The sequence below is a fragment of the Actinoplanes subtropicus genome (genome assembly GCF_000721705.1).
GTDB lineage: Bacteria > Actinomycetota > Actinomycetes > Mycobacteriales > Micromonosporaceae > Actinoplanes > Actinoplanes subtropicus.
The window spans coordinates 1-19,395 of sequence record NZ_JOJL01000040.1; the positions used below are offsets into that span (position 1 = coordinate 1).

Below are 19,395 nucleotides of genomic sequence, written 5' to 3' on the forward strand. Positions count from 1 at the left end.
GTCGTATACCGAGCCGTACCGGAAGGACCCGACCCGACGCACCCTACGAAGCCCCGAATCGATCTTCAAGGCTCAACATCAAAGCTAAATGTCGTACCCCGGTGGCAGGGTGGGTCCCGTGCCGAAGACGCAGTACTACACCGCCACCACGATCGACGGCTTCATCGCCGACGATCACCACTCACTCGACTGGCTCTTCGAGGTCGCCGACGACGGGTCGAACCCGTTCGCCGCGTTCTTCGCCGAGGTCGGCGCGTTCGCGATGGGCGCCACCACGTACCAGTGGGTGCTCGACCACGACGACCTGCTGAAACACCCGGAGAAGTGGACCGCCGAGTATGGCGACGTCCCCGCCTGGGTCTTCACCCACCGCGACCTGCCCGCCATCCCCGGCGTGCCGCTCCACTTCGTCCGGGGCGACGTCCGCCCGGTCCACGCCGCCATGACAGCGGCCGCCGCCGGCAGGAACCTCTGGGTCGTCGGCGGGGGCGCCCTGGCCGCCGACTTCGCCGACGCCGGCCTGCTCGACGAGCTGATCCTCGGCGTGGCGCCGGTGACGCTGGGTGCGGGCGCGCCGGTGCTCCCCCGCCGCCTCCCGTCCACCCGCCTCTCCCTGTCGGCCGTGGAGCGCCGCGGCGAGTTCGCCTATCTGACGTACGCGGTGGCCCCGCCCGCCGTCTGAGGGCCGCGACGTAGGGGGCCGTCCGTCCCATTCGAGACGCTCGGCCGGAGCGTCGCCCCGAACGACAGCAACGCCCGTACCGGTGACTGATACAAACCAATTGCGGTTTTATTTACCTTTAGTGAGGTAAGCCGCTGGGTACCCCGCCCGGCGACCGACCTCGCGCGAAGGAGGGATCCCCATGCGTAGTCGTAGCTGGGTCTGAGGACCACCGAACAGCACGTGTTCGCGACGGCGGGCCGCCTCCGGGCGGGCCGCCGTCGCGTGGTGTCCGCTCTCTCTGCAGGAGAATCGCATGTCCGAGCCGCGGGCCACCTACCGCGAGATCTTCGCGCTCCGCGAATACCGCCACCTCTTCGCCGCCAACCTCCTGTCCTTGATCGGCGACCAGTTGACGGCCGTGGCGCTGGCCTTCGCGGTCTATGCCCGGTCCGGGTCGCCGCTGCTGGCCGCGCTGACGTTCGCCTGCTCGTGCGCCACCTGGATCTTCGGCGGCCCGCTGCTGTCGGTCTTCGCCGACCGGATGCCGCGCCGGCGCGTCCTGCTCAGCTGCGACCTGGCCCGCGCCGGGCTGGTGCTCATCATGCTCATCCCGGGCACACCGGTCCTGTTCACGGTGCTGGTCGCCTTCCTGGCGAACCTCTTCCGGCCGCCGTTCCAATCCGCGCGCGCCTCCCTCATGCCGGATCTGCTGGACGGCGACCGCTACACCCTCGCCAACGGCCTGGAGAACATCGTCGCCGAGACCACCCAGGTGGTCGGCTTCGCGCTCGGCGGCCTGCTGGTGGCCGCCGGCTCGACGCAGGCCGTGCTGGCCATGGACGCGGCGACCTTCCTGGTGTCCGCCGCGCTGATCGCGACGGGCCTGCGCGGCTCCGCCCCGGCGACCCGGGCCACGGCCGCGGAGCCCGCCGGCTCCTGGTGGAGCGAGACCACCGCCGGCGTACGCGTGGTGTTCGGCGACCGTACGCTGCGCTCGTACCTTCTGCTGTTCTGGCTCTCCTGCCTGGTGTACGCCGCCGAGGGGGTGACCGCGCCGCTGGCCGCCGAGTACGGCGGCGGTGCGCGCACCGGGGGCCTCCTGCTCGCCGCGATGCCCGCCGGCGTCGCGATCGGCGGCGTGCTGCTGACCCGGGCGTGCCCGCCGGCGCTCCGGCAGCGCCTCATGGTGCCGCTCGCCGTGTCCTCCTGCGCGGTGCTGCTGCCCATCGCCGCTCGCCCGCCCCTGCCGGTGGTGGTCGCGCTGTTCTTCGTCAGCGGCCTGGCCGGCGCGTTCAGCATCCCGCTGAACGCGCTGTTCGGCCGGGCGGTTCCGGCGGCCTACCGGGCACGCGCCTTCGGGGTCGCGATGTCGGGGCTGTGGGCCGTCCAGGGTCTCGCCATGTTCGCCGGCGGGGCGGCGGCCGAGGTGCTGCCGCCGACCGTCGTGGTTGCCGGTGCGGCATTGGCGGGCACGCTCGGGGTGGGACTCGTGGCGGCGTCCTGGCGTCGCACCGCCCGACCGGCCGCCGAGACGGCGCCCGCCGAGGGCGACGAGACACATCCCGTCTCCGCGGTCGCGGTCTAGGTACGCAGGTCAGGATCCGGCGAGGGCTGCTCGGATCGGGGCGGCCTTGGCGGCGGCCTCCTCGACCTCGGCGGTCGGGTCGCTGTCCCAGGTGATGCCGCCGCCGGCCCAGGTGTGCGCGTGGGTGCCGTCGACGGCCACCGTGCGGATGCTCAGGCCCAGGTCGATGTGGTCCGGCCCGACCCAGCCGACCGCGCCCATGCTCACCCCACGCCCGACCGGCTCCAGGCGGGCGATCTCCTCGAGGGCGGCGGCCTCGGGCGCGCCGGTGACCGAGCCGCCCGGGCAGACCGCCCGCAACAGGTCGGCGAGGTCGATCTCCCTCCGGATCGGCGCGGACCACCCGGGCCGTTGGACCCCTCACCATCGGGCCGTGAATGTTCGTAGATGACCGGGTAGACGTCTGGAATCGCCGGAACCGGAGTGGGCGTGGCAGCGGGGCCGCCGGCCATTACGGAACCGGCTGCGGCGGATACATACAGTGCTGCGCCGCACCGGTGGCCAGCGCCGGTCGGACGAACTTGCTCATCCGTTCGGCCAATATTGCGCACGTACAGTCCGTTACCGGCGAGGAAATCGGCGACAAGCTCGGCAGGGTCGCCACCGTCACAGCGAACCATTCGAAGGAAGCTAACGCACGGTGACGGCCCTGGCAGGACGCCGGAGCGCCCGGCGGCCGCACCCGTCCAGGTGTCGGGTAGTGGTCGGCGAGCACACTTCCGTGGACCATATGAACCGAGGATTCTGGCAAGGGGACGCCGTCACCCGCTCCGACCGAAGTCGTTCGGATTGAGGTAACGTCCGTCACCGTCGTTGTGAATCGTCACACACAGCCCCCCGACCGGAGACACCCGATGTGCCAGCACCAAACCCCCTGTCCCAGCTCCGAAGCCGTCGACCGGGAAGCCGCGCGGATCCTCGCGTCGTTCCCCGAGCAAGGCTGGAGCCTCCTCTGCAACGGCGTGATCGTCTTCGAGGACACCGGTGAGATCCTCCCCGACGGCACGATGATCGAGCCCCACCGCGGCCCCGCCCGGCACGCCCTCGCGGCCTGACCCGGCGAGCCCCTTCGTGACGGCATCGGCGCCGCCCCGACCGAGCCACCGCCGCTACTGACAGTAACGGCGTGACCCCAGAGCTCAACGCCGAGCCTGCCACTCCCAGGACTCCCCGCCCGCCGCGAACAACGACGACTCGCGGCGGACGCGGATGCCGCGCGCCCTCGTCCGGCCCGACAGAGCGGCGCGGCACCCTCAACCTCAGGTAGAGGGTGAGCGACCACCCTCGAGCATCCCTGGAGAGTGGTCGCTGAACTGCGCAAACCCGGACGTCAGTCCTCGAACGCCGCCGGCGGCGGGCAGGAGCACACCAGGTTCCGGTCGCCGTACGCCCCGTCGATCCGGCGAACCGGTGGCCAGTACTTGGCCGTACGGTCGACCCCCTTCGGGTACGCCGCTACCGTCCGCGAGTACGGGTGCGTCCACTCCTCCGCCGTCACCGCCGAGGCGGTGTGCGGCGCGTTGGCCAGCGGGTTGTCCGACACCGGCCACACCCCCGCCGCCACCTGGTCGATCTCGCCCTTGATGGCGATCATCGCGGCGCAGAAGCGGTCCAGCTCGGCCAGGTCCTCGCTCTCGGTCGGCTCCACCATGAGCGTGCCGGCCACCGGGAACGACATCGTCGGCGCGTGGAAGCCGTAGTCGATCAGCCGCTTGGCCACGTCGTCGACCGTCACGCCGGTCGCCTTGGTGATCGGGCGCAGGTCGAGGATGCACTCGTGGGCGACCAGCCCGTGGTTGCCGGCGTAGAGCACCGGGTAGTGGTCGCGCAGCCGGGCCGCCACGTAGTTCGCCGCCAGCACCGCCGCCCCGGTCGCCGCCGCCAGGCCGTCCGGGCCCATCATCCGCAGGTACGCCCACGAGATCGGCAGGATGCCCGCCGAGCCGTGCGGCGCCGCCGACACCGCGTGGTGGTCACCGGGCAGCCCCGGGTTGCCCGGCAGGAACTCGGTCAGGTGGGCGCGGACCGCGACCGGCCCGACGCCGGGCCCGCCGCCGCCGTGCGGGATGCAGAACGTCTTGTGCAGGTTCAGGTGCGACACGTCGGCGCCGAACTTGCCCGGCCGGGCGAACCCGACCAGCGCGTTCAGGTTGGCGCCGTCGACGTAGACCTGGCCGCCGGCCGCGTGGACGCGGGCGCAGAGGTCGCCGATCGACGTCTCGTAGACGCCGTGCGTCGACGGATAGGTCACCATGATCGCCGCGAGCGAATCGGCGTGCGCAGCGATCTTGGCGTCCAGGTCAGCGAGATCCACATTTCCCATGGCGTCGCAGGCGACCACCACGACCCGCATACCGGCCATCACGGCACTTGCCGCATTCGTCCCGTGCGCGCTCGACGGGATCAGGCACACGTCCCGGTGCAGGTCCCCGCGCGACCGGTGGTACCCACGGATCGCCAGCAGACCCGCGAGCTCGCCCTGCGACCCCGCGTTCGGCTGCACGCTCACCGCGTCGTACCCGGTGAGCTCGGCCAGCCACGTCTCCAGCTGCGCGATCAGGTGCTCGTAGCCGACCGTCTGCGACGCCGGGGCGTACGGGTGGATGTCCGCGAACGCCGGCCAGGTGACCGGCTCCATCTCGGTGGTGGCGTTCAGCTTCATCGTGCAGGAGCCCAGCGGGATCATGCCCCGGTCCAGCGCGTAGTCCCGGTCGGCGAGCCTGCGCAGGTAGCGCAGCATGCTCGTCTCCGAGTGGTGGGTGCGGAACACCGGGTGGGTGAGGAAGTCGCTGGTCCGCCCGAGCGGCTTGGCCCCGCACTCGGCGGCCGGCCCGGCCGCGACCCCGAACGCGGCGAGGACGGCGGCCACGTGCTCCTCGGTGGTGGTCTCGTCGCAGGCGACCGACACCTCGTCCGAGGAGACCAGCCGCAGGTCGATGCCCGCCTCGGCGGCCGCGGCGACCACCGCGGCGGCCCGGCCGGGCACGACCGCGGTCACCGTGTCGAAGAACGCCTGGTGGGCGACGGTGACGCCACCGGCCTGCAAGCTTCCCGCCAGGGTCAAAGCATGGTTGTGTACGCGTCTGGCAATGGCCCGAAGGCCGTCCGGGCCGTGATACACGGCGTACATGCTGGCCATCACGGCGAGCAGCACCTGCGCCGTGCAGATGTTGCTGGTCGCCTTCTCCCGGCGGATGTGCTGCTCCCGGGTCTGCAGCGCGAGCCGGTAGGCGGGCGCGCCGTCCGCGTCCTTGGAGACGCCGACCAGCCGCCCGGGCAGCGACCGCTCGAGCCCGGCCCGCACGGCGAGGTAGCCGGCGTGCGGGCCGCCGAAGCCGAGCGGCACCCCGAAGCGCTGGGTGGTGCCGGCCGCGATGTCCGCCCCGATCTCCCCCGGCGCCCGCAGCAGCGTCAGCGCCAGCAGGTCGGCGGCCACGGTCACCAATGCCCCGACTGCGTGGGCGGCGTCGACGAACGACGAGTGGTCCCGCACGGCGCCCGATACACCCGGATAGGAGAGATGAAGACCGAAATATTCGGACGGAAGGGACTCGCCGCCGTCGAGGTCGACCAGAGCGATCGTGATGCCGAGCGGTTCTGCCCGGGTGCGCAAAACGGACAACGTCTGCGGCAGAGTGTCGGCGTCCACGACGTACACCGAAGATTTGCTCCTGGAAGAACGCCGCGCGAGCGTCATCGCCTCCGCCACCGCCGTGCCCTCGTCCAGCATCGAGGCGTTGGCCGTGGTGAGCCCGGTGAGGTCGGTGACCATGGTCTGGAAGTTGAGCAGCGCCTCCAGGCGGCCCTGGCTGATCTCCGGCTGGTACGGCGTGTACGCGGTGTACCAGGCCGGGTTCTCCAGCACGTTCCGCTTGATCACCGCCGGGGTGAAGGTGCCGTGGTAGCCCAGGCCGATCATCGGCGTGGCCACCTGGTTCTTCGCCGCGATCGACCGCAGCTCGGCGATCGTCTCCTCCTCCGAGGCGGCCGGCGGCAGCGACAGCGTGCCGTGCCAGCGGATCACCTCCGGGATCGCGGCGTCCATCAGGGCGTCCAGCGACGCGTACCCGATGGTCTTGAGCATGTGGGTCTGCTCGTCGGGATCCGGACCGATATGCCGGGATGCGAACGTCATGGCGGCTCCAAGCCAGAGGCGGAAGGTCGACAAGGCGGCCTCCCCCTCTGTCATACCCGCCCCGGGAATGGCGAGCACTTCAGAGTCGCTTGCCCACGCGGTCCGTTTGCCTGAGAGGTTCCGGGGAGGATTTGCCCCTTCGGCGCCACCCAGCCCCCGTCGGGGAACGGGGACCGGCGGACTCTCCCGCATGGCTGCCGAACAAGCTACCAGTGACAACGTTTCAAACGGAGGTCTCTAGGGTGAGGTTGTGACCTACACCCCCGCGGGCAACCGCTACGACTCGATGACCTACCGGCGGGCCGGCCGCTCCGGCCTGAAACTGCCCGCCATCTCGCTCGGCCTGTGGCACAACTTCGGCGACGGCCGCCCGCTCGACCGGCAGCGCGACATCGTCCGCCGCGCCTTCGACCTGGGCGTCACCCACTTCGACCTGGCCAACAACTACGGGCCGCCGCCGGGCAGCGCGGAGAGCAACTTCGGCCGGCTGCTCGCCACCGACCTCCAGGCGCACCGGGACGAACTGGTCATCTCCACCAAGGCCGGCTACTACATGTGGGAGGGCCCGTACGGCGAGTGGGGCTCCCGCAAGTACCTGGTCAGCTCCCTCGATCAGTCGCTCACCCGACTCGGGCTGGACTACGTCGACATCTTCTACCACCACCGGCCCGACCCGGACACGCCGCTCGAGGAGACCATGGCCGCGCTCGACGCCGTGGTCCGCGCCGGCAAGGCCCTCTACGTCGGGATCAGCAACTACACCGCCGAGCAGACCGCCCGCGCCGCCACGATCCTGCGCGAGCTGGGCACCCCGCTGCTGATCCACCAGCCCTCGTACTCGATCCTCAACCGCTGGATCGAACGCGACAACCTGCTCGACGCGCTCGAGTCGGCCGGCGCCGGCTGCATCGCCTTCAGCCCGCTGCAGCAGGGCCTGCTCACCGACCGCTACCTCGGCGGCATCCCCGACGACTCGCGGGTGCGCACCAGCGTCTTCCTCAACGAGGGCGATCTGGACAACAAGACCATGGGCCGCATCCACGCGCTCGACGACATCGCCAAGCGCCGCGGCCAGTCGCTGGCCCAGATGGCCCTGGCCTGGGCCCTGCGCGACGAGCGGATGACCAGCCTGATCATCGGCGCGAGCAGCGTCGCCCAGCTGGAGAACAACGTCGCCGCCCTGGACAACCTGGCGCTCACCGCCGAGGAACTGGGCGAGATCGACGCCTCCGCCCTCGACCTGTGACCTCCTTTGACCGATCTGATCGAACGGCACACGATCCTGGCGGTCGTGGCCGGTTCCCGCGCCTACGGTCTCGACGGGCCCGGTTCCGACCACGACCACCGGGGCGTGTTCGCCGCCCCGACCCGGCAGTTCTCGGGCCTGTCGAAGCCGCACACGCACCTCGACGGCCGCTCCCCGAGCAGTTCTCCCGGGAGCAAGCACGGCAGAATCGATCAACTGCTTCATTGCGTACGGGAACAGGGGTTGGCAACGACATGAGCGGGCTGCGCGTCGCCGAGCCGGCCGATCTCCCGGCGCTCCTCGCCCTGGCGGTCGACTTCTATGCCGAAGACGGCTTCACCACGCCGACCGCGAAGCTGGCCGAGCACCTCGCCCACCTCCTGGCGAGCCCGGCGGCCCACGCGGCCGTGATCGAGTCGTCCGGGACGGTCGTGGCGTTCGCGATCTCGACGTCCTCCTACGGCCTGGAGAGCGGCCTGATCGCCGAGCTCGAGGACCTCTACGTGGCTCCGGCCCACCGCCGCCGCGGCCTGGCCGGCGAGCTGATCGAGGACAGCGCCGCCTGGGCGACCGGGATCGGCGCCGCCCACCTGGAGATCGTCATCGCCCCGAACGGCCAGGACGTCTCGCACCTGTTCGCCATCTACCGCCGCTTCGGCTTCGTCGACGAGGGCCGGCGGCTGCTCAGCCGAGCCACCACGCGCTGACTGGCATGCTGGGGCCCATGCCGGACACCGACCTGGAGGGCCTGCTGGCCGAGCAGATCGCCTACTACCGCACCCGCGCCGCCGAGTACGACGCCACCTACCCGCTCGACGCCCGGGCCGACGCGGACGCCCGTGCCCAGCTCCGGACCGCCATGGAACGGTTCGCGCCCTACGGCCGGGTGCTGGAGCTGGCCTGCGGCACCGGGCAATGGACCGTCGAACTCGCCCGCCACGCCACCACGGTGACCGCCGTCGATGCCGCCCCGGAGGCCCTGGCGATCTGCCGCCGGCGCGTCGCCGATGCCGCGGTGCAGCTGGTCGAGGCCGACCTGTTCGCGTGGCGGCCGCGCGAACGCTACGACTTCGTCTTCTTCTCGGCCTGGTTGTCGCACGTCCCGCCGCAACGCTTCGACGCCTTCTGGGATCTGGTCGCCGACTGCCTGACGCCGGCCGGCCGGGTCTTCGTGATCGACGAATTGCCGGCGGTGGCCGCCGTGGACCGTGCGGCCCCCGGGCAGCCGGCCCCCGCAGTGCGCCGCGCGCTCACCACCGGCCAGGCCTTCCGGGCCGTCAAGGTGCTCTACGCCCCCGGCGAGTTGCGGGCCCGCCTCACCGCCCTCGGCTGGGACGTCGACATCGAAACGGTGGGCTGGCGCTTCTTCTGCGCCTCGCTACGACGCGGCGAGGCGTAGGCCGTCGAGGTCGTCCGCCTCATGCCCCGTGTGTCGCCGCGCACGACCCGTACAGCATCCTAGGAACCTAGGCGTTATGGTTCGGGCGGGTTGTCGGTTTACGCTGATCACATGCCCGCCCCGACGCGTGACGCACCGGTCGTCCACCTTGCCCGGCCGCATCGGCCGGTGCTGGTGGCGGGGACGCTGGGCGAGCTGGCCGGGCCTACCACCGGGCTGGTGGAACTGCCGCTGCGGCTGTGGTGGGGGCCGCGCGGGACCTTCGATCTCGGCGAGCCGACGATGCTCGCCTGGATGTACGAGAACGTGCTCCGCGAGGCCATCCGGGTCGACGAACTGCGGGCCTATCTGGACGGGTCCACCCTCGTACGCGTGTGGCCGGTCTTGAATCTCCCCCGCGCCGTGCGGGCCGCCTGGGAGGCCCGGCACCCGCGCCTGCGACACGCGCGGTGAGCGTCGACGTCGCCGAGGGCGCGCGGTGAGCGTCGACGTCGCCGAGGTCGCGCGGTGAGCGTCGACGTCGCCGAGGGCGCGCGGTGAGCGTCGACGTCGCCAAGGTCGTGCGGTGAGCGTCGAAACGTTCTACCGCGACGTCGCCAAGGTCGCGCTCACGGTCGCCGCCGAGCACGGCTTCGTCCTCGGCGGCGGGGTCGCGTGGCTGGTCAACGGCCTGGTGGCGCGCCCGACCGAGGACGTCGACCTGTTCACCGACACGGCCGGCGGGGTCGCCGCGGCGGCCGGCGAGGTGACCGCCGCGCTCACCGCGGCCGGCTACCGGGTGGCCCGCGAGGAGGGCGACGAGCTCTTCGCGGGGATGGACGAGGACCTGCGCGAGTTCGTGGTCAGCCGGGGCGGGCAGGCGCTACGGCTGACGCTGTGCCGCCTCGACCGGCAGCGGGCGCCCGTGGTGATGGACCTCGGGCCGGTCATGCACCTGGACGACCTGATCGCCACCAAGGTCGCCGCGCTGGTGAACCGGCGCGAGGTCCGCGACTACATCGACGTCGCCGCCGCGCTCGAGATCTATCCGCTCGCGCACATCCTCGAGCTGGCCTCGCGGGCCGATCCGGCGATCGACCCGGAGGACGTGGCGGACGCGGGGCGCTACCTGGATCGCCTGGACGATGCCCGGTTCGCCCTCTATGGGCTGGACGCGCCGCAGATAGCCGAGTTGCGGGGCAGGCTCGCCGCCTGGCCCCGGCGCTGACGCCCATCGCTACTCCTGACTTTGCTCTGCGCACTCATACGCACCAATTTCGAACGGACGTTCACTTTCGGTGCGCATATGTGCGCAGAGCAAAGAGGCCGAGCTCAGACGCCAGCCCGGCACAGCCAGCAGCTGCGCAGGAGTGCGCAAAGCAAGCACCCGAACTCAGACGCCAGCCCGGCACAGCCAGCAGCTGCGTAGGAGTGCGCAAAGCAAGCACGCCCGAACTCAGACGTCGGCGCGGCGCAGCCAGTAGTTCAGCGTGAACGGACCATGACCGTACGTCTGAGCCCCGTCCAGCGCGTCGCCGACGCCGGTGGTCAGCTTCTCGATGCGCAGCTTCGCGTTGTCGAAGATCGGCTTGCAGGTCTTCTCGGTCAGCGACAGCGGGTGCATGTGGTCGGCCTTGTCGTGCATGTCGAAGGTCAGGAAGGCCAGCCCGTCCGGCTTGAGGTACTGCCGGATGTTGTCGACGATCTGCGGGAAGTCGTAGCAGTGGTCCAGCACGTTGATGCTGATCACCAGGTCGGAGCGGCCGACCAGCGGCTCGACCAGTTGCTCGGCCGGAAGAGAGTAGACCTCGGCGGCGTTGTTCAGGTCGCAGCCGGGGATCTCGGCGATGAACCGGTCGGCGAGCGGCTCGACCACCACCAGGTGGGCGTCGGTGAAGAAGCGGGTGCGCAACATGCTCCCGGCCCCTACATCCACGACGACCTTGCCCGCGTACTGTTCCGGGGTGAAGCCGAAGTGGCGCAACAGCCGATCGGTCTGGATCATGAAATCGGGGGTCTGGCGCCATTTGTTGGTCTTGTGGAAGGCGAACTCGCCCTCCTGCGCCTCCGAGGCCCATTTCTCGCGTGACTCGGTGGTCTTGGCGACCACCTTGCCGCGGCCGAGGAGCCGGTTCACCACCCGCTTGACGTCGATCATCGTGGACATGTGGCGCAGGCTACAGGGATCGACGCGAAAATGAAGAAAATCTTGAGAGAAAAGTAGGGACTGACCACCATGACGCTGACGGATCGCCGGCCGGGAACGGCGGAGCCGGACGCGGTCTTCGACGCCTTCCAGAAGTGGGTCACCGAGCAGGGCCTCGCCCTCTACACCCACCAGGAGGAGGCGCTGATCGAGCTGGCCACCGGGGCGAACGTCATCCTCAACACGCCGACCGGCTCGGGCAAGAGCCTGGTCGCCACCGGCGCGCACTTCATCGCGCTGGCCGGCGGGCGGACGACGTTCTACACCGCGCCGATCAAGGCGCTGGTCAGCGAGAAGTTCTTCGCGCTCTGCGCCGCCTTCGGGGCGCACAACGTCGGCATGCTCACCGGCGACGCCAGCGTGAACCCGGACGCGCCGATCATCTGCTGCACCGCCGAGATCCTCGCCAACCTGGCACTGCGCGAGGGCGACGGCGCGGACGTCGGCCTGGTGGTGATGGACGAGTTCCACTTCTACGCCGAGCCCGACCGCGGCTGGGCCTGGCAGGTGCCGCTGATCGAGCTGCCGCAGGCCCAGTTCCTGCTGATGTCGGCCACGCTGGGCGACACCACCCGCTTCGTCGACGACCTGAGCCGCCGCACCGGGCGGGAGACCGCCGTCGTGGCCAGCGCCGAGCGGCCGGTTCCGCTGATCTTCTCGTACGCGATGACGCCGCTGCACGAGACGATCGAGGAGCTGCTGCAGACGCATCAGGCCCCGGTCTACATCGTGCACTTCACCCAGGCCGCCGCCCTGGAGCGCGCGCAGGCCCTGATGAGCGTCAACATGGCCACCCGCGCCGAGAAGGACGCGATCGCCGTGGCCATCGGCAACTTCCGGTTCACCGCGGGCTTCGGCCGCCAGCTGTCCCGGCTCGTCCGGCACGGGATCGGCGTGCACCACGCCGGCATGCTCCCCAAGTACCGGCGGCTGGTGGAGACGCTCGCCCAGGCCGGGCTGCTCAAGGTGATCTGCGGGACGGACACGCTCGGCGTCGGCATCAACGTGCCGATCCGCACGGTGCTGTTCACCGGCCTGTCCAAGTACGACGGGGTGAAGACCCGGCTGCTCAAGGCCCGCGAGTTCCACCAGATCGCCGGGCGGGCCGGCCGGGCCGGGTTCGACACCCTCGGCACGGTCATCGTGCAGGCGCCCGAGCACGTCATCGACAACGAGCGCGCCCTGGCGAAGGCCGGCGACGACCCGAAGAAGCGGCGCAAGGTGGTCCGCAAGAAGCCGCCGGAGGGCACGATCGGCTGGGGCCAGCCCACCTTCGACCGGCTTGTGGCCGCCGACCCCGAGCCGCTGACCAGCTCGTTCCAGGTGTCGCACGCGATGCTGCTGAATGTGATCGCGCGCGGCGGGGACCCGTTCGCGGCGATGCGGCACCTGCTCACCGACAACCACGAGGAACCGGGCGCGCAGCGCCGGCACATCCGCCGGGCGATCGCGATCGCCCGGGCCCTCGTCGCCGGGGGCGTGATCGAACGTACCCAGGACGGGGTTTATCGGCTGGTCGAGGATCTGCAGCTCGACTTCGCGCTGAACCAGGCCCTCTCCCCCTTCGCCCTGGCCTGCCTGGAGCTGCTCGACCGGGAGGCGCCGGACTATCCGCTCGACGTGGTGTCGGTGATCGAGGCGACCCTCGAGGACCCGCGCCAGGTGCTGTCCGCGCAGCGCACCAAGGCGCGCGGCGAGGCGGTCGGCGCGATGAAGGCCGAGGGCATCGAGTACGAGCAGCGGATGGAGCTGCTGGAGGACGTCACCCACCCGCGCCCGCTGCTGGAGCTGCTCGAGGGCGCGTATGAGACGTACCGGCAAGGCCACCCGTGGGTCGCCGACTACGAGATCAAACCCAAGTCGGTCGTACGGGACATGTACGAGCGGGCGATGACCTTCACCGAGTACGTGTCGTTCTACGGGCTGTCCCGCTCGGAGGGCCTGGTGCTGCGGTATCTCGCAGACGCGTACCGGGCGTTGCGGCAGACCGTGCCGGAGGACGCGCGGACCGAGGAGCTCACCGATCTGATCGAGTGGCTCGGCGAGCTGGTCCGGCAGGTCGACTCGTCGCTGCTGGACGAGTGGGAACGCCTGCGCAACCCGGGTGCCGCGCTCGAGGAGGTACGCCTCGACGACAAGCCGCCGGCGGTCACCCGCAACGCGCGGGCGTTCCGGGTGCTGGTCCGCAACGCGCTCTTCCGCCGGGTCGAGCTGGCCGCGCTGCGCCGCTGGGACGAGCTCGGCGAGCTGGACGCGGAGGCCGGCTGGGACCGGACGGCGTGGGCGGAGGCGATGGCGCCCTACTTCGAGGAGTACGACGAGGTCGGCACCGGGCCGGCGGCGCGCGGGCCGGCGTTCCTGCACATCGACGCGGGCCCGGCGGTGTGGACGGTCCGGCAGGTCTTCGAGGACCCGGACGGCGACCATGACTGGGGCATCTCGGCGACGGTCGACCTGGCGGCGTCGGACGAGGCGGGCGCGGCCGCGGTGACGGTCACGGCCGTCGGCCCGCACGGCTGATGTCCGCACCCGGAGGCCGCGGTTCCGGGGGCGCGGGCGGGCGGCTGTCCCGGCGACGCCAGCTGGTCGGGTCCGGGCTCGCGGTCGCCGGCTTTCCGCTGCTCGCGCTGGTCGCGCACGCCTCCGGGCTGGGGCTGACCGGGGACATCCCGCTCTTCCTGGCGGCGGTCGTCGGGGTCGCTCTGGTCGGCGGGCGGTGGCCGGCGCTGGTCGCGGCGGTCGGCGGGTTCCTGCTGCTCAACTACTTCTTCGTGCCGCCGCTGCACACGCTCGCCATCGCCACCCGGTCCAACCTGGTCGCGGTGACGGTGTTCGTGGTGGTGGCGCTGGCCGTGTCTTGGGTGGTCGACCTGGCCGCCCGGCGCACCCGGCAGGCGGACCGGGCGGCGGCCGAGGCGCACACCCTGGCCACGATCGCCGGGGCGGTGCTGCGGGCGGCCGACCCGCTGGACGCGCTGTTGCGGCAGCTCCGGGACACTTACGGCCTGAGTTCGGTCACCCTGCTGGAACAAACGGCCGCCGGCTGGCAGCCGGCCGCGACCGTCGGCGATGGATCCGGCGACGACGAACTGCGCGTGACCGCCGACCAGTCGGTCACCCTCGTTCTCCGAGGACCCAAGCTCAGCCCCGCCGACCAGCGGATCGTGCGGGCCTTCGCCGCCCAATCCGCCGTCGCCCTGCGGCAACAACGGCTCATGGTGGCGGCCGAGGGCGACCGGGTACGGGCCGCACTGCTCGCCGCCGTCAGCCATGACCTGCGGACGCCGCTCGCGTCGGCCAAGGCCGCGGTGGCCGGGTTGCGCAGCCCCGAGGTCGAGTTCGGCCCCGAGGACCGGGACGAGCTGCTGGCCACCGCCGAGGAGTCGCTCGACCGGCTGACCGGGCTGGTGGCGAACCTGCTCGACATGAGCCGGCTGCAGGCGGGGGCGCTCGGGATGACCCCGGCCGACGTCGGCCTCGAAGAAGTGGTGCCGCGGGCGCTGGACGAACTGGGCGCGGCCGGGCGGACCGTCGCGGTGAAGCTGCCCGACGACCTGCCCGCGGTACGCGCCGACCCGGGGCTGCTCGACCGGGTGCTGGTCAATCTGCTCGGCAACGCGCTGCGCTACTCCCCGGCCGGGCGGCCGCCGGAGATCACCGGGGCGGCCGCCGGCCGGCGGGTCGAGCTGCGGGTGGTCGACCACGGGCCGGGCATCCCGGCCGACAAGTGGGAGCAGGTGTTCCTGCCGTTCCAGCGGCTCGGCGACCGGAACACCCACGACGGGGTCGGGCTCGGGCTCGCTCTCGCCCGCGGGCTCGCCGAGGCCATGGGCGGAACGCTGGAGCCGGCCGCGACGCCGGGCGGGGGGCTTACCATGATCTTGGCGCTTCCCGGGGCGGGGGCTTCGCCCGTACCCGCACATTGTTTCGAGGTTGAATGACCCGGATTCTCGTGGTGGACGACGATCCGCAGATCCTGCGCGCGCTGCGGATCAATCTGCGTGCCCGCAAGTACGACGTGGACGTCGCCGCCGACGGCGCCGGCGCGCTGCACACCGCCGCCGCGCATCCGCCCGATCTGATCGTGCTCGATCTCGGGCTGCCGGACATGGACGGCGCCGAGGTGATCCGCGGGCTGCGCGGCTGGAGCACCGTGCCGATCATCGTGCTGTCCGGGCGGGCCGAGGGGACCGACAAGGTCGCGGCGCTGGACGCGGGCGCCGACGACTACGTGACCAAACCGTTCGGGGTGGACGAGTTGGTGGCCCGGATCCGGGCGGTCACCCGGCGGGCGCAGCCGCCGGAGGCGATCGCGACCGCTCAGGTCGGCCGGTACACGATCGACCTGAGCGATCACACGATCACCCCCGATCAGAGACTGACGCCGACCGAGTGGCAGCTGCTCGAACAGCTGCTGCGCAACCCCGGCAAACTGATCACCCAGCGGCAGCTGCTGCACGAGGTGTGGGGGCCGCAGTACGGCACCGAGTCCAACTACCTGCGGCAATACATGGCGCGGCTGCGGCGCAAGCTCGAGGACGACCCGACCCGGCCGCGGCACCTGCTGACCGAGCCCGGGATGGGGTACCGCTACCAACCGTGACGCTCACCCGGTCGGGTGTTCGTCATTCGCGACACCGGGCTGGAGTGTGACGCCGATACTGGTGATGCGATCGGCGGGTCAGTAGCCTGTCTCGTGGCTGTGCCTACCACCTGGGCGGGGAGATTCGAGTGACGCAGACGTACTCGGACGTGAAGACGGCCGACGGCCGCCTTCTCCGCTACGAGGTGACCGGGGCGCCCGACGGCGCACCCGTCTTCCTCCTGCATGGCACGCCCGGCTCCCGCATCGGGCCGAAGCCGCGCGCCGGCGTCCTCTATCGATTAGGCGTACGTCTGATCAGTTATGACCGTCCCGGCTACGGCGGATCGGATCGTGACCCCGGCCGTTCGGTCGCGTCGTGCGCCTCGGACATTTCTGACATTTCCGATTCTTTGGATATTCCGCGATTTGCCGTGGTCGGGCGCTCCGGCGGCGGGCCGCACGCGATGGCCGCCGCCGCGCTGCTGCCCGAGCGGGTGACCCGGGCGGCGGTGCTGGTCAGCCTGGCGCCCAACGACGCCGACGACATCGACTGGTACGCGGGGATGAACGACGCCAACGTGCGCGAGTTCGCCGCCGCCCGCAGCGACGAGCAGAAACTGATCGAGAGTCTGCGGCTGCAGGCCGATCGGACCCGGCGCAGTCCGCTCAGCCTGCTCGATTCGCTGCGCGATCAGATCACCGCGCCCGACCGCCGGGTGGTCCGGGACGTCACGATCGAACGGCTGCTGCTCGAGACGTACGCGGAGGCCATGCGCCCCGGCCCGTACGGCTGGATCGACGACACCCTCGCCCTGCGACGCGACTGGGGTTTCCGGCTCGGCGACATCCGCCAGCGGGTGCGCCTGTGGCACGGCGCCGACGACAACGTGGTCCCGGTGAGCCACACCCGCTGGCTGGCCGAGCGCATCCCGCGCGCCGAGATCGAGGTCCAGACCGGCGCCGCCCACTTCGGCGCCATGGAGATCCTGACCGACATCCTGTCCTGGCTGGCCGCCCCCGAGGAGCCGGCCCTGGTCGGCGCACGCGCTCAGGCTCTCAGGGCGCGTACGTGAAGGTGTAGCTCTCGGCGGGAAACTTGCAGGCGCCCGCCGTGGTCTTCGAACTGACCACGATCGGGTAGGTACCCGGCTTGGCGTAGGTGTGCCGGACCGGCGTGGCAGCGTCGCCCTTGAGCGTCAGGCTGGTCTTCTTCGAGCCGTCGCCCCAACTGACCGTCTCGGTGAAGTGGCAACTCGGCGCCCCGATCGGCGACCGCACGGTCACCTGGTGGTCATCGCTTTTGCAGCTCTTGTCCAGACTCGCGCTGAAGGCGCAGGCAGAAGCCGACGCCGGCGAGAACGGGCCATAGCCGAAAGAGCACAGGCCGAGGCACGCGAAAATCACCACCAACAACGCGCCGAGCCCGATCCGGACGCCCGTCGGCGCCCCAGCCGCAGCCGCCGGCGCCCGGTATCCGCAGTCGCGGCAGACGACCTTCGGCCCACCGTGCCGGCCGATCGGCCGCCGGACCACCAGGACGACCAGGAGCACGGCCAGGGAGAAGACCAGGATGACGCGGGCGACGGTGGTGACGCTGGTCCCGTATGTGACCATCCAATGCCACAGGTCGAACCCGGCCAGCGACCCCAGCCACACGGCGCCGGGAAGCACGACCGCCAGGCCGGCGAGAAGCAGGACGGTGAGGAGGCAGCCACCGGGGTCCGTGACCGTGGTGCGCGGCCGCCCGGCCGAGGCGTCCGCCGCCGCCTCCTCGCCCCCCCACTCGAGACCGCATTGCGGGCACTTGGCCATGGCTTCCCTTCGGCGGTGGATGACCAGACCGTACGGATCCGCCTGGGCCGGGCGGTACCGGCGAGCGGCCGACTCCCGTACCCCCGGACGGATGATCAATTACGGCGCCCGGTCGAGTAGGCGATGAGTTCCGCACTCCGTCGCGGTCAGGACTGACATGACCTACTCACGGCACGCCGGCGTCGACGCCTACCTGGCCACTCTCCCGGGCTGGCAGGCGCGCCTCGCCCAGGACCTGCGCGACCTGATCCATGCCGCCGTCCCGGACGTCACCGAGACCATCAAGCGCACGGTCCGGCCGTACTTCGTCCACCACGGCAACATCTGCGCGTTCCTGGCCGCCAGAGACCACTTCAACCTCTTCCTGTACGACGGCGCCATCGTCCCCGACCCCAGCGGCATCATCACCGGCGGCCACGACAACACGACCGCTCGCACCGTGGCGTTCCGGGAACAGGACGAGATTCCCCGCGAGGCGCTGACCGCGATGCTGCGCCGGATCGCGGCCGACAACGAGGCGGGCGGCTGGCGCAAGCTCAAGCGGCAACAGTCTTAGGGCAGGGTGTCGACCGCGGTGTCCACTCCGGGGATCCGCCGGGCGCCGGTCAGGACGGGCAGGCCGGCCCGGTCGCCCTTGAGCGCCAGACCGTAGAACGCCCGCAGGTAGGTCACGGCGAAGCTCTGCTGCTGGGCGGGGGTGGGGCGGTCCGGCGTGCCGGGGCAGTTCGTGTCGTCCCCGCCGCTCTGCCCCGGCCCGGTGGTCCAGGCCGTGTTGAAGTAGTTGTGGTTGGCGCGGGCGATCCGCACCAGGAACGCGGGCTGCCGGGTCCTGCCCCGGGCGTCCTCGAAGTAGTGATGGTCGCCGGAGCCCCAGCAATCCGGGGAGAGCACGGCGAACGGCATCCTGGTCACCAGCGTCGGGTAGAAGCCGCTGCTGCCCGGGGAAGCCACGCTGACCACACCCCGGATCCGTACGCCGGGCGGCACCGCACCCTGGTAGCCGTCGGCGGCCGCGACCATGACACCCTCGCCGGCGACCGAGTGGCCCATCAGGCCGACCCGGGCGAGGTCGACGTGCCCGCGGAGATCGACGGCGACCTTCCGGCCCGTCGCCGGATCGGTGAACCGCCCGGCCAGCGGGCCGCCGCCGGAGGTCAGCAGCCGCCGCCACAGGCCGAGGTGGTCGTAGATCACCTTGGCGCGTTGCGGTGCGACCCCCATGAAGTTGTTGATGCCGTTCGCGCTGAGCGAGAGGACCAGATATCCGTCGCGGGCCAGCGCGTCGCCCAGGTAGTCGTAGCCGCGATAGCTCGGGTACGGCCTTACCCCCGCGGGGCAGGGCCAGTCCCAGTCCTGTTCGCGCGCCGAGTAGCACGGGTACTGCTGGCCGTGCAGGAGCACGACGACCGGCATCTTTCCGGCCGGCAGGCGGCGGGGATAGTGGACGACGGCCCGCATCTCCGAGAAGCCCTGCGGCCAGTCGGGCTTGTCGGTGAAAACCTTGTCGCCCAGGTCGTATTCGGCGACCACCACGGCGTCCGCCGCGGGCGTCGTCCGGGCCTCGGCGGTCTGATGGATCGCCAGGCCGGCCGCGGCCACGACGGCAAGGCACAGCGTGGCCGCGGCGAGCCGGGCACGGCGGGAACGGATGACCAGTCGATGCATGGCCACAAGATCGCATCGAGCCGTGCGGATCCCGCTGTCCTCCTGTCAGGATCCTGTTCGAACTCGATATGCGGTCGTGAGGCCCGCCGCGCCGGGCGATCGAGCGGCTGGATGGGACG

17 protein-coding genes, 2 pseudogenes and 1 riboswitch are annotated in these 19,395 nt (G+C 71.2%); of the genes and pseudogenes, 14 read left to right on the forward strand and 5 right to left on the reverse strand.

Translation table 11 applies throughout. From position 1 onward, the window contains the following. Window positions 1–118: 118 nt before the first annotated feature. On the forward strand, window positions 119–682 hold the full coding sequence (locus tag IH26_RS0142650; RefSeq protein WP_030442003.1) for a dihydrofolate reductase family protein: 564 nt from the start codon (window positions 119–121) through the stop codon (window positions 680–682). Window positions 683–977: 295 nt separating this feature from the next. Next, entirely contained in the window at window positions 978–2,249 is a 1,272-nt protein-coding gene (locus IH26_RS0142655; RefSeq protein ID WP_051809540.1) for an MFS transporter, read from the forward strand. Window positions 2,250–2,258: 9 nt separating this feature from the next. Here the strand turns inward: IH26_RS0142655 and IH26_RS64330 are convergent. After that, window positions 2,259–2,564: pseudogene (locus tag IH26_RS64330) on the reverse strand (chorismate-binding protein); the annotation flags it as partial. A gap of 539 nt (window positions 2,565–3,103) precedes the next feature. Here IH26_RS64330 and IH26_RS0142665 point away from each other — a divergent pair. Then, the gene (locus tag IH26_RS0142665) at window positions 3,104–3,304 is read left to right on the forward strand and encodes a DUF5999 family protein (RefSeq protein ID WP_030442006.1); all 201 of its coding nucleotides are present in this window, start codon (window positions 3,104–3,106) and stop codon (window positions 3,302–3,304) included. Window positions 3,305–3,579: 275 nt separating this feature from the next. On the opposite strand, the gene gcvP is transcribed toward IH26_RS0142665, so the two are convergent. After that, the gene (gene gcvP, locus IH26_RS0142670) at window positions 3,580–6,384 is read right to left on the reverse strand and encodes an aminomethyl-transferring glycine dehydrogenase (RefSeq protein WP_030442007.1); all 2,805 of its coding nucleotides are present in this window, start codon (window positions 6,382–6,384) and stop codon (window positions 3,580–3,582) included. Window positions 6,385–6,472: 88 nt separating this feature from the next. Then, window positions 6,473–6,583, reverse strand: a riboswitch (glycine riboswitch). Window positions 6,584–6,634: 51 nt separating this feature from the next. Between gcvP and mgrA the strand changes: the two genes are divergently transcribed. The 6 genes and pseudogenes from mgrA (at window position 6,635) to IH26_RS0142700 (ending at window position 10,236) form a co-directional block, all read left to right on the forward strand. Continuing rightward, complete coding sequence (mgrA, locus tag IH26_RS0142675) at window positions 6,635–7,630, forward strand: L-glyceraldehyde 3-phosphate reductase (RefSeq protein ID WP_030442008.1); 996 nt, start codon at window positions 6,635–6,637, stop codon at window positions 7,628–7,630. Window positions 7,631–7,636: 6 nt separating this feature from the next. Next, window positions 7,637–7,798 (forward strand): annotated as a pseudogene (locus tag IH26_RS63515) (DNA polymerase beta superfamily protein); the annotation flags it as partial. Window positions 7,799–7,884: 86 nt separating this feature from the next. Next, the gene (locus tag IH26_RS0142685; protein ID WP_030442010.1) at window positions 7,885–8,337 is read left to right on the forward strand and encodes a GNAT family N-acetyltransferase; all 453 of its coding nucleotides are present in this window, start codon (window positions 7,885–7,887) and stop codon (window positions 8,335–8,337) included. Window positions 8,338–8,354: 17 nt separating this feature from the next. Further along, a complete protein-coding gene (locus IH26_RS0142690; RefSeq protein ID WP_034217200.1) occupies window positions 8,355–9,029 on the forward strand; it encodes a class I SAM-dependent methyltransferase in 675 nt (224 codons plus the stop codon). A 111-nt stretch (window positions 9,030–9,140) separates the two neighbouring features. After that, on the forward strand, window positions 9,141–9,482 hold the full coding sequence (locus IH26_RS0142695) for a hypothetical protein (protein WP_030442012.1): 342 nt from the start codon (window positions 9,141–9,143) through the stop codon (window positions 9,480–9,482). Between the two features lie 112 nt (window positions 9,483–9,594). Continuing rightward, entirely contained in the window at window positions 9,595–10,236 is a 642-nt protein-coding gene (locus IH26_RS0142700) for a nucleotidyl transferase AbiEii/AbiGii toxin family protein (RefSeq protein ID WP_030442013.1), read from the forward strand. Between the two features lie 228 nt (window positions 10,237–10,464). Here IH26_RS0142700 and IH26_RS0142705 read toward each other — a convergent pair whose 3' ends face one another. Then, window positions 10,465–11,175 carry a methyltransferase domain-containing protein gene (locus IH26_RS0142705; protein ID WP_030442014.1) on the reverse strand — a complete coding sequence of 237 codons (711 nt, stop codon included), beginning with the start codon at window positions 11,173–11,175 and terminating at the stop codon, window positions 10,465–10,467. Window positions 11,176–11,244: 69 nt separating this feature from the next. On the opposite strand from IH26_RS0142705, the gene IH26_RS0142710 reads away from it, so the two are divergent. The 4 genes from IH26_RS0142710 to IH26_RS0142725 all read left to right on the forward strand — a co-directional run bounded on the left by IH26_RS0142710 (window position 11,245) and on the right by IH26_RS0142725 (window position 16,872). Further along, window positions 11,245–13,734, forward strand: a complete 2,490-nt coding sequence (locus IH26_RS0142710) for a DEAD/DEAH box helicase (protein WP_030442015.1) — start codon at window positions 11,245–11,247, stop codon at window positions 13,732–13,734. Next, the gene (locus IH26_RS0142715) at window positions 13,734–15,155 is read left to right on the forward strand and encodes a DUF4118 domain-containing protein (protein ID WP_051809542.1); all 1,422 of its coding nucleotides are present in this window, start codon (window positions 13,734–13,736) and stop codon (window positions 15,153–15,155) included. The genes IH26_RS0142710 and IH26_RS0142715 overlap by 1 nt, the downstream gene beginning before the upstream one ends. Further along, window positions 15,152–15,817: a response regulator gene (locus IH26_RS0142720; protein ID WP_030442017.1), complete on the forward strand. Its 666-nt coding sequence runs from the start codon at window positions 15,152–15,154 to the stop codon at window positions 15,815–15,817. The genes IH26_RS0142715 and IH26_RS0142720 overlap by 4 nt, the downstream gene beginning before the upstream one ends. A gap of 128 nt (window positions 15,818–15,945) precedes the next feature. Then, a complete protein-coding gene (locus IH26_RS0142725) occupies window positions 15,946–16,872 on the forward strand; it encodes an alpha/beta fold hydrolase (RefSeq protein ID WP_030442018.1) in 927 nt (308 codons plus the stop codon). Here the strand turns inward: IH26_RS0142725 and IH26_RS0142730 are convergent. After that, window positions 16,856–17,710 (reverse strand): hypothetical protein, encoded by an 855-nt coding sequence (locus tag IH26_RS0142730; RefSeq protein WP_157437657.1) that lies wholly within the window; start codon window positions 17,708–17,710, stop codon window positions 16,856–16,858. The two genes, IH26_RS0142725 and IH26_RS0142730, sit on opposite strands and share 17 nt — an antisense overlap. Window positions 17,711–17,768: 58 nt before the next feature. Between IH26_RS0142730 and IH26_RS0142735 the strand changes: the two genes are divergently transcribed. Then, window positions 17,769–18,167 (forward strand): DUF1801 domain-containing protein, encoded by a 399-nt coding sequence (locus IH26_RS0142735; RefSeq protein ID WP_030442020.1) that lies wholly within the window; start codon window positions 17,769–17,771, stop codon window positions 18,165–18,167. Here IH26_RS0142735 and IH26_RS56645 read toward each other — a convergent pair. Beyond that, entirely contained in the window at window positions 18,164–19,276 is a 1,113-nt protein-coding gene (locus tag IH26_RS56645; protein ID WP_157437658.1) for an alpha/beta hydrolase, read from the reverse strand. The two genes, IH26_RS0142735 and IH26_RS56645, sit on opposite strands and share 4 nt — an antisense overlap. Window positions 19,277–19,395 lie beyond the last annotated feature (119 nt).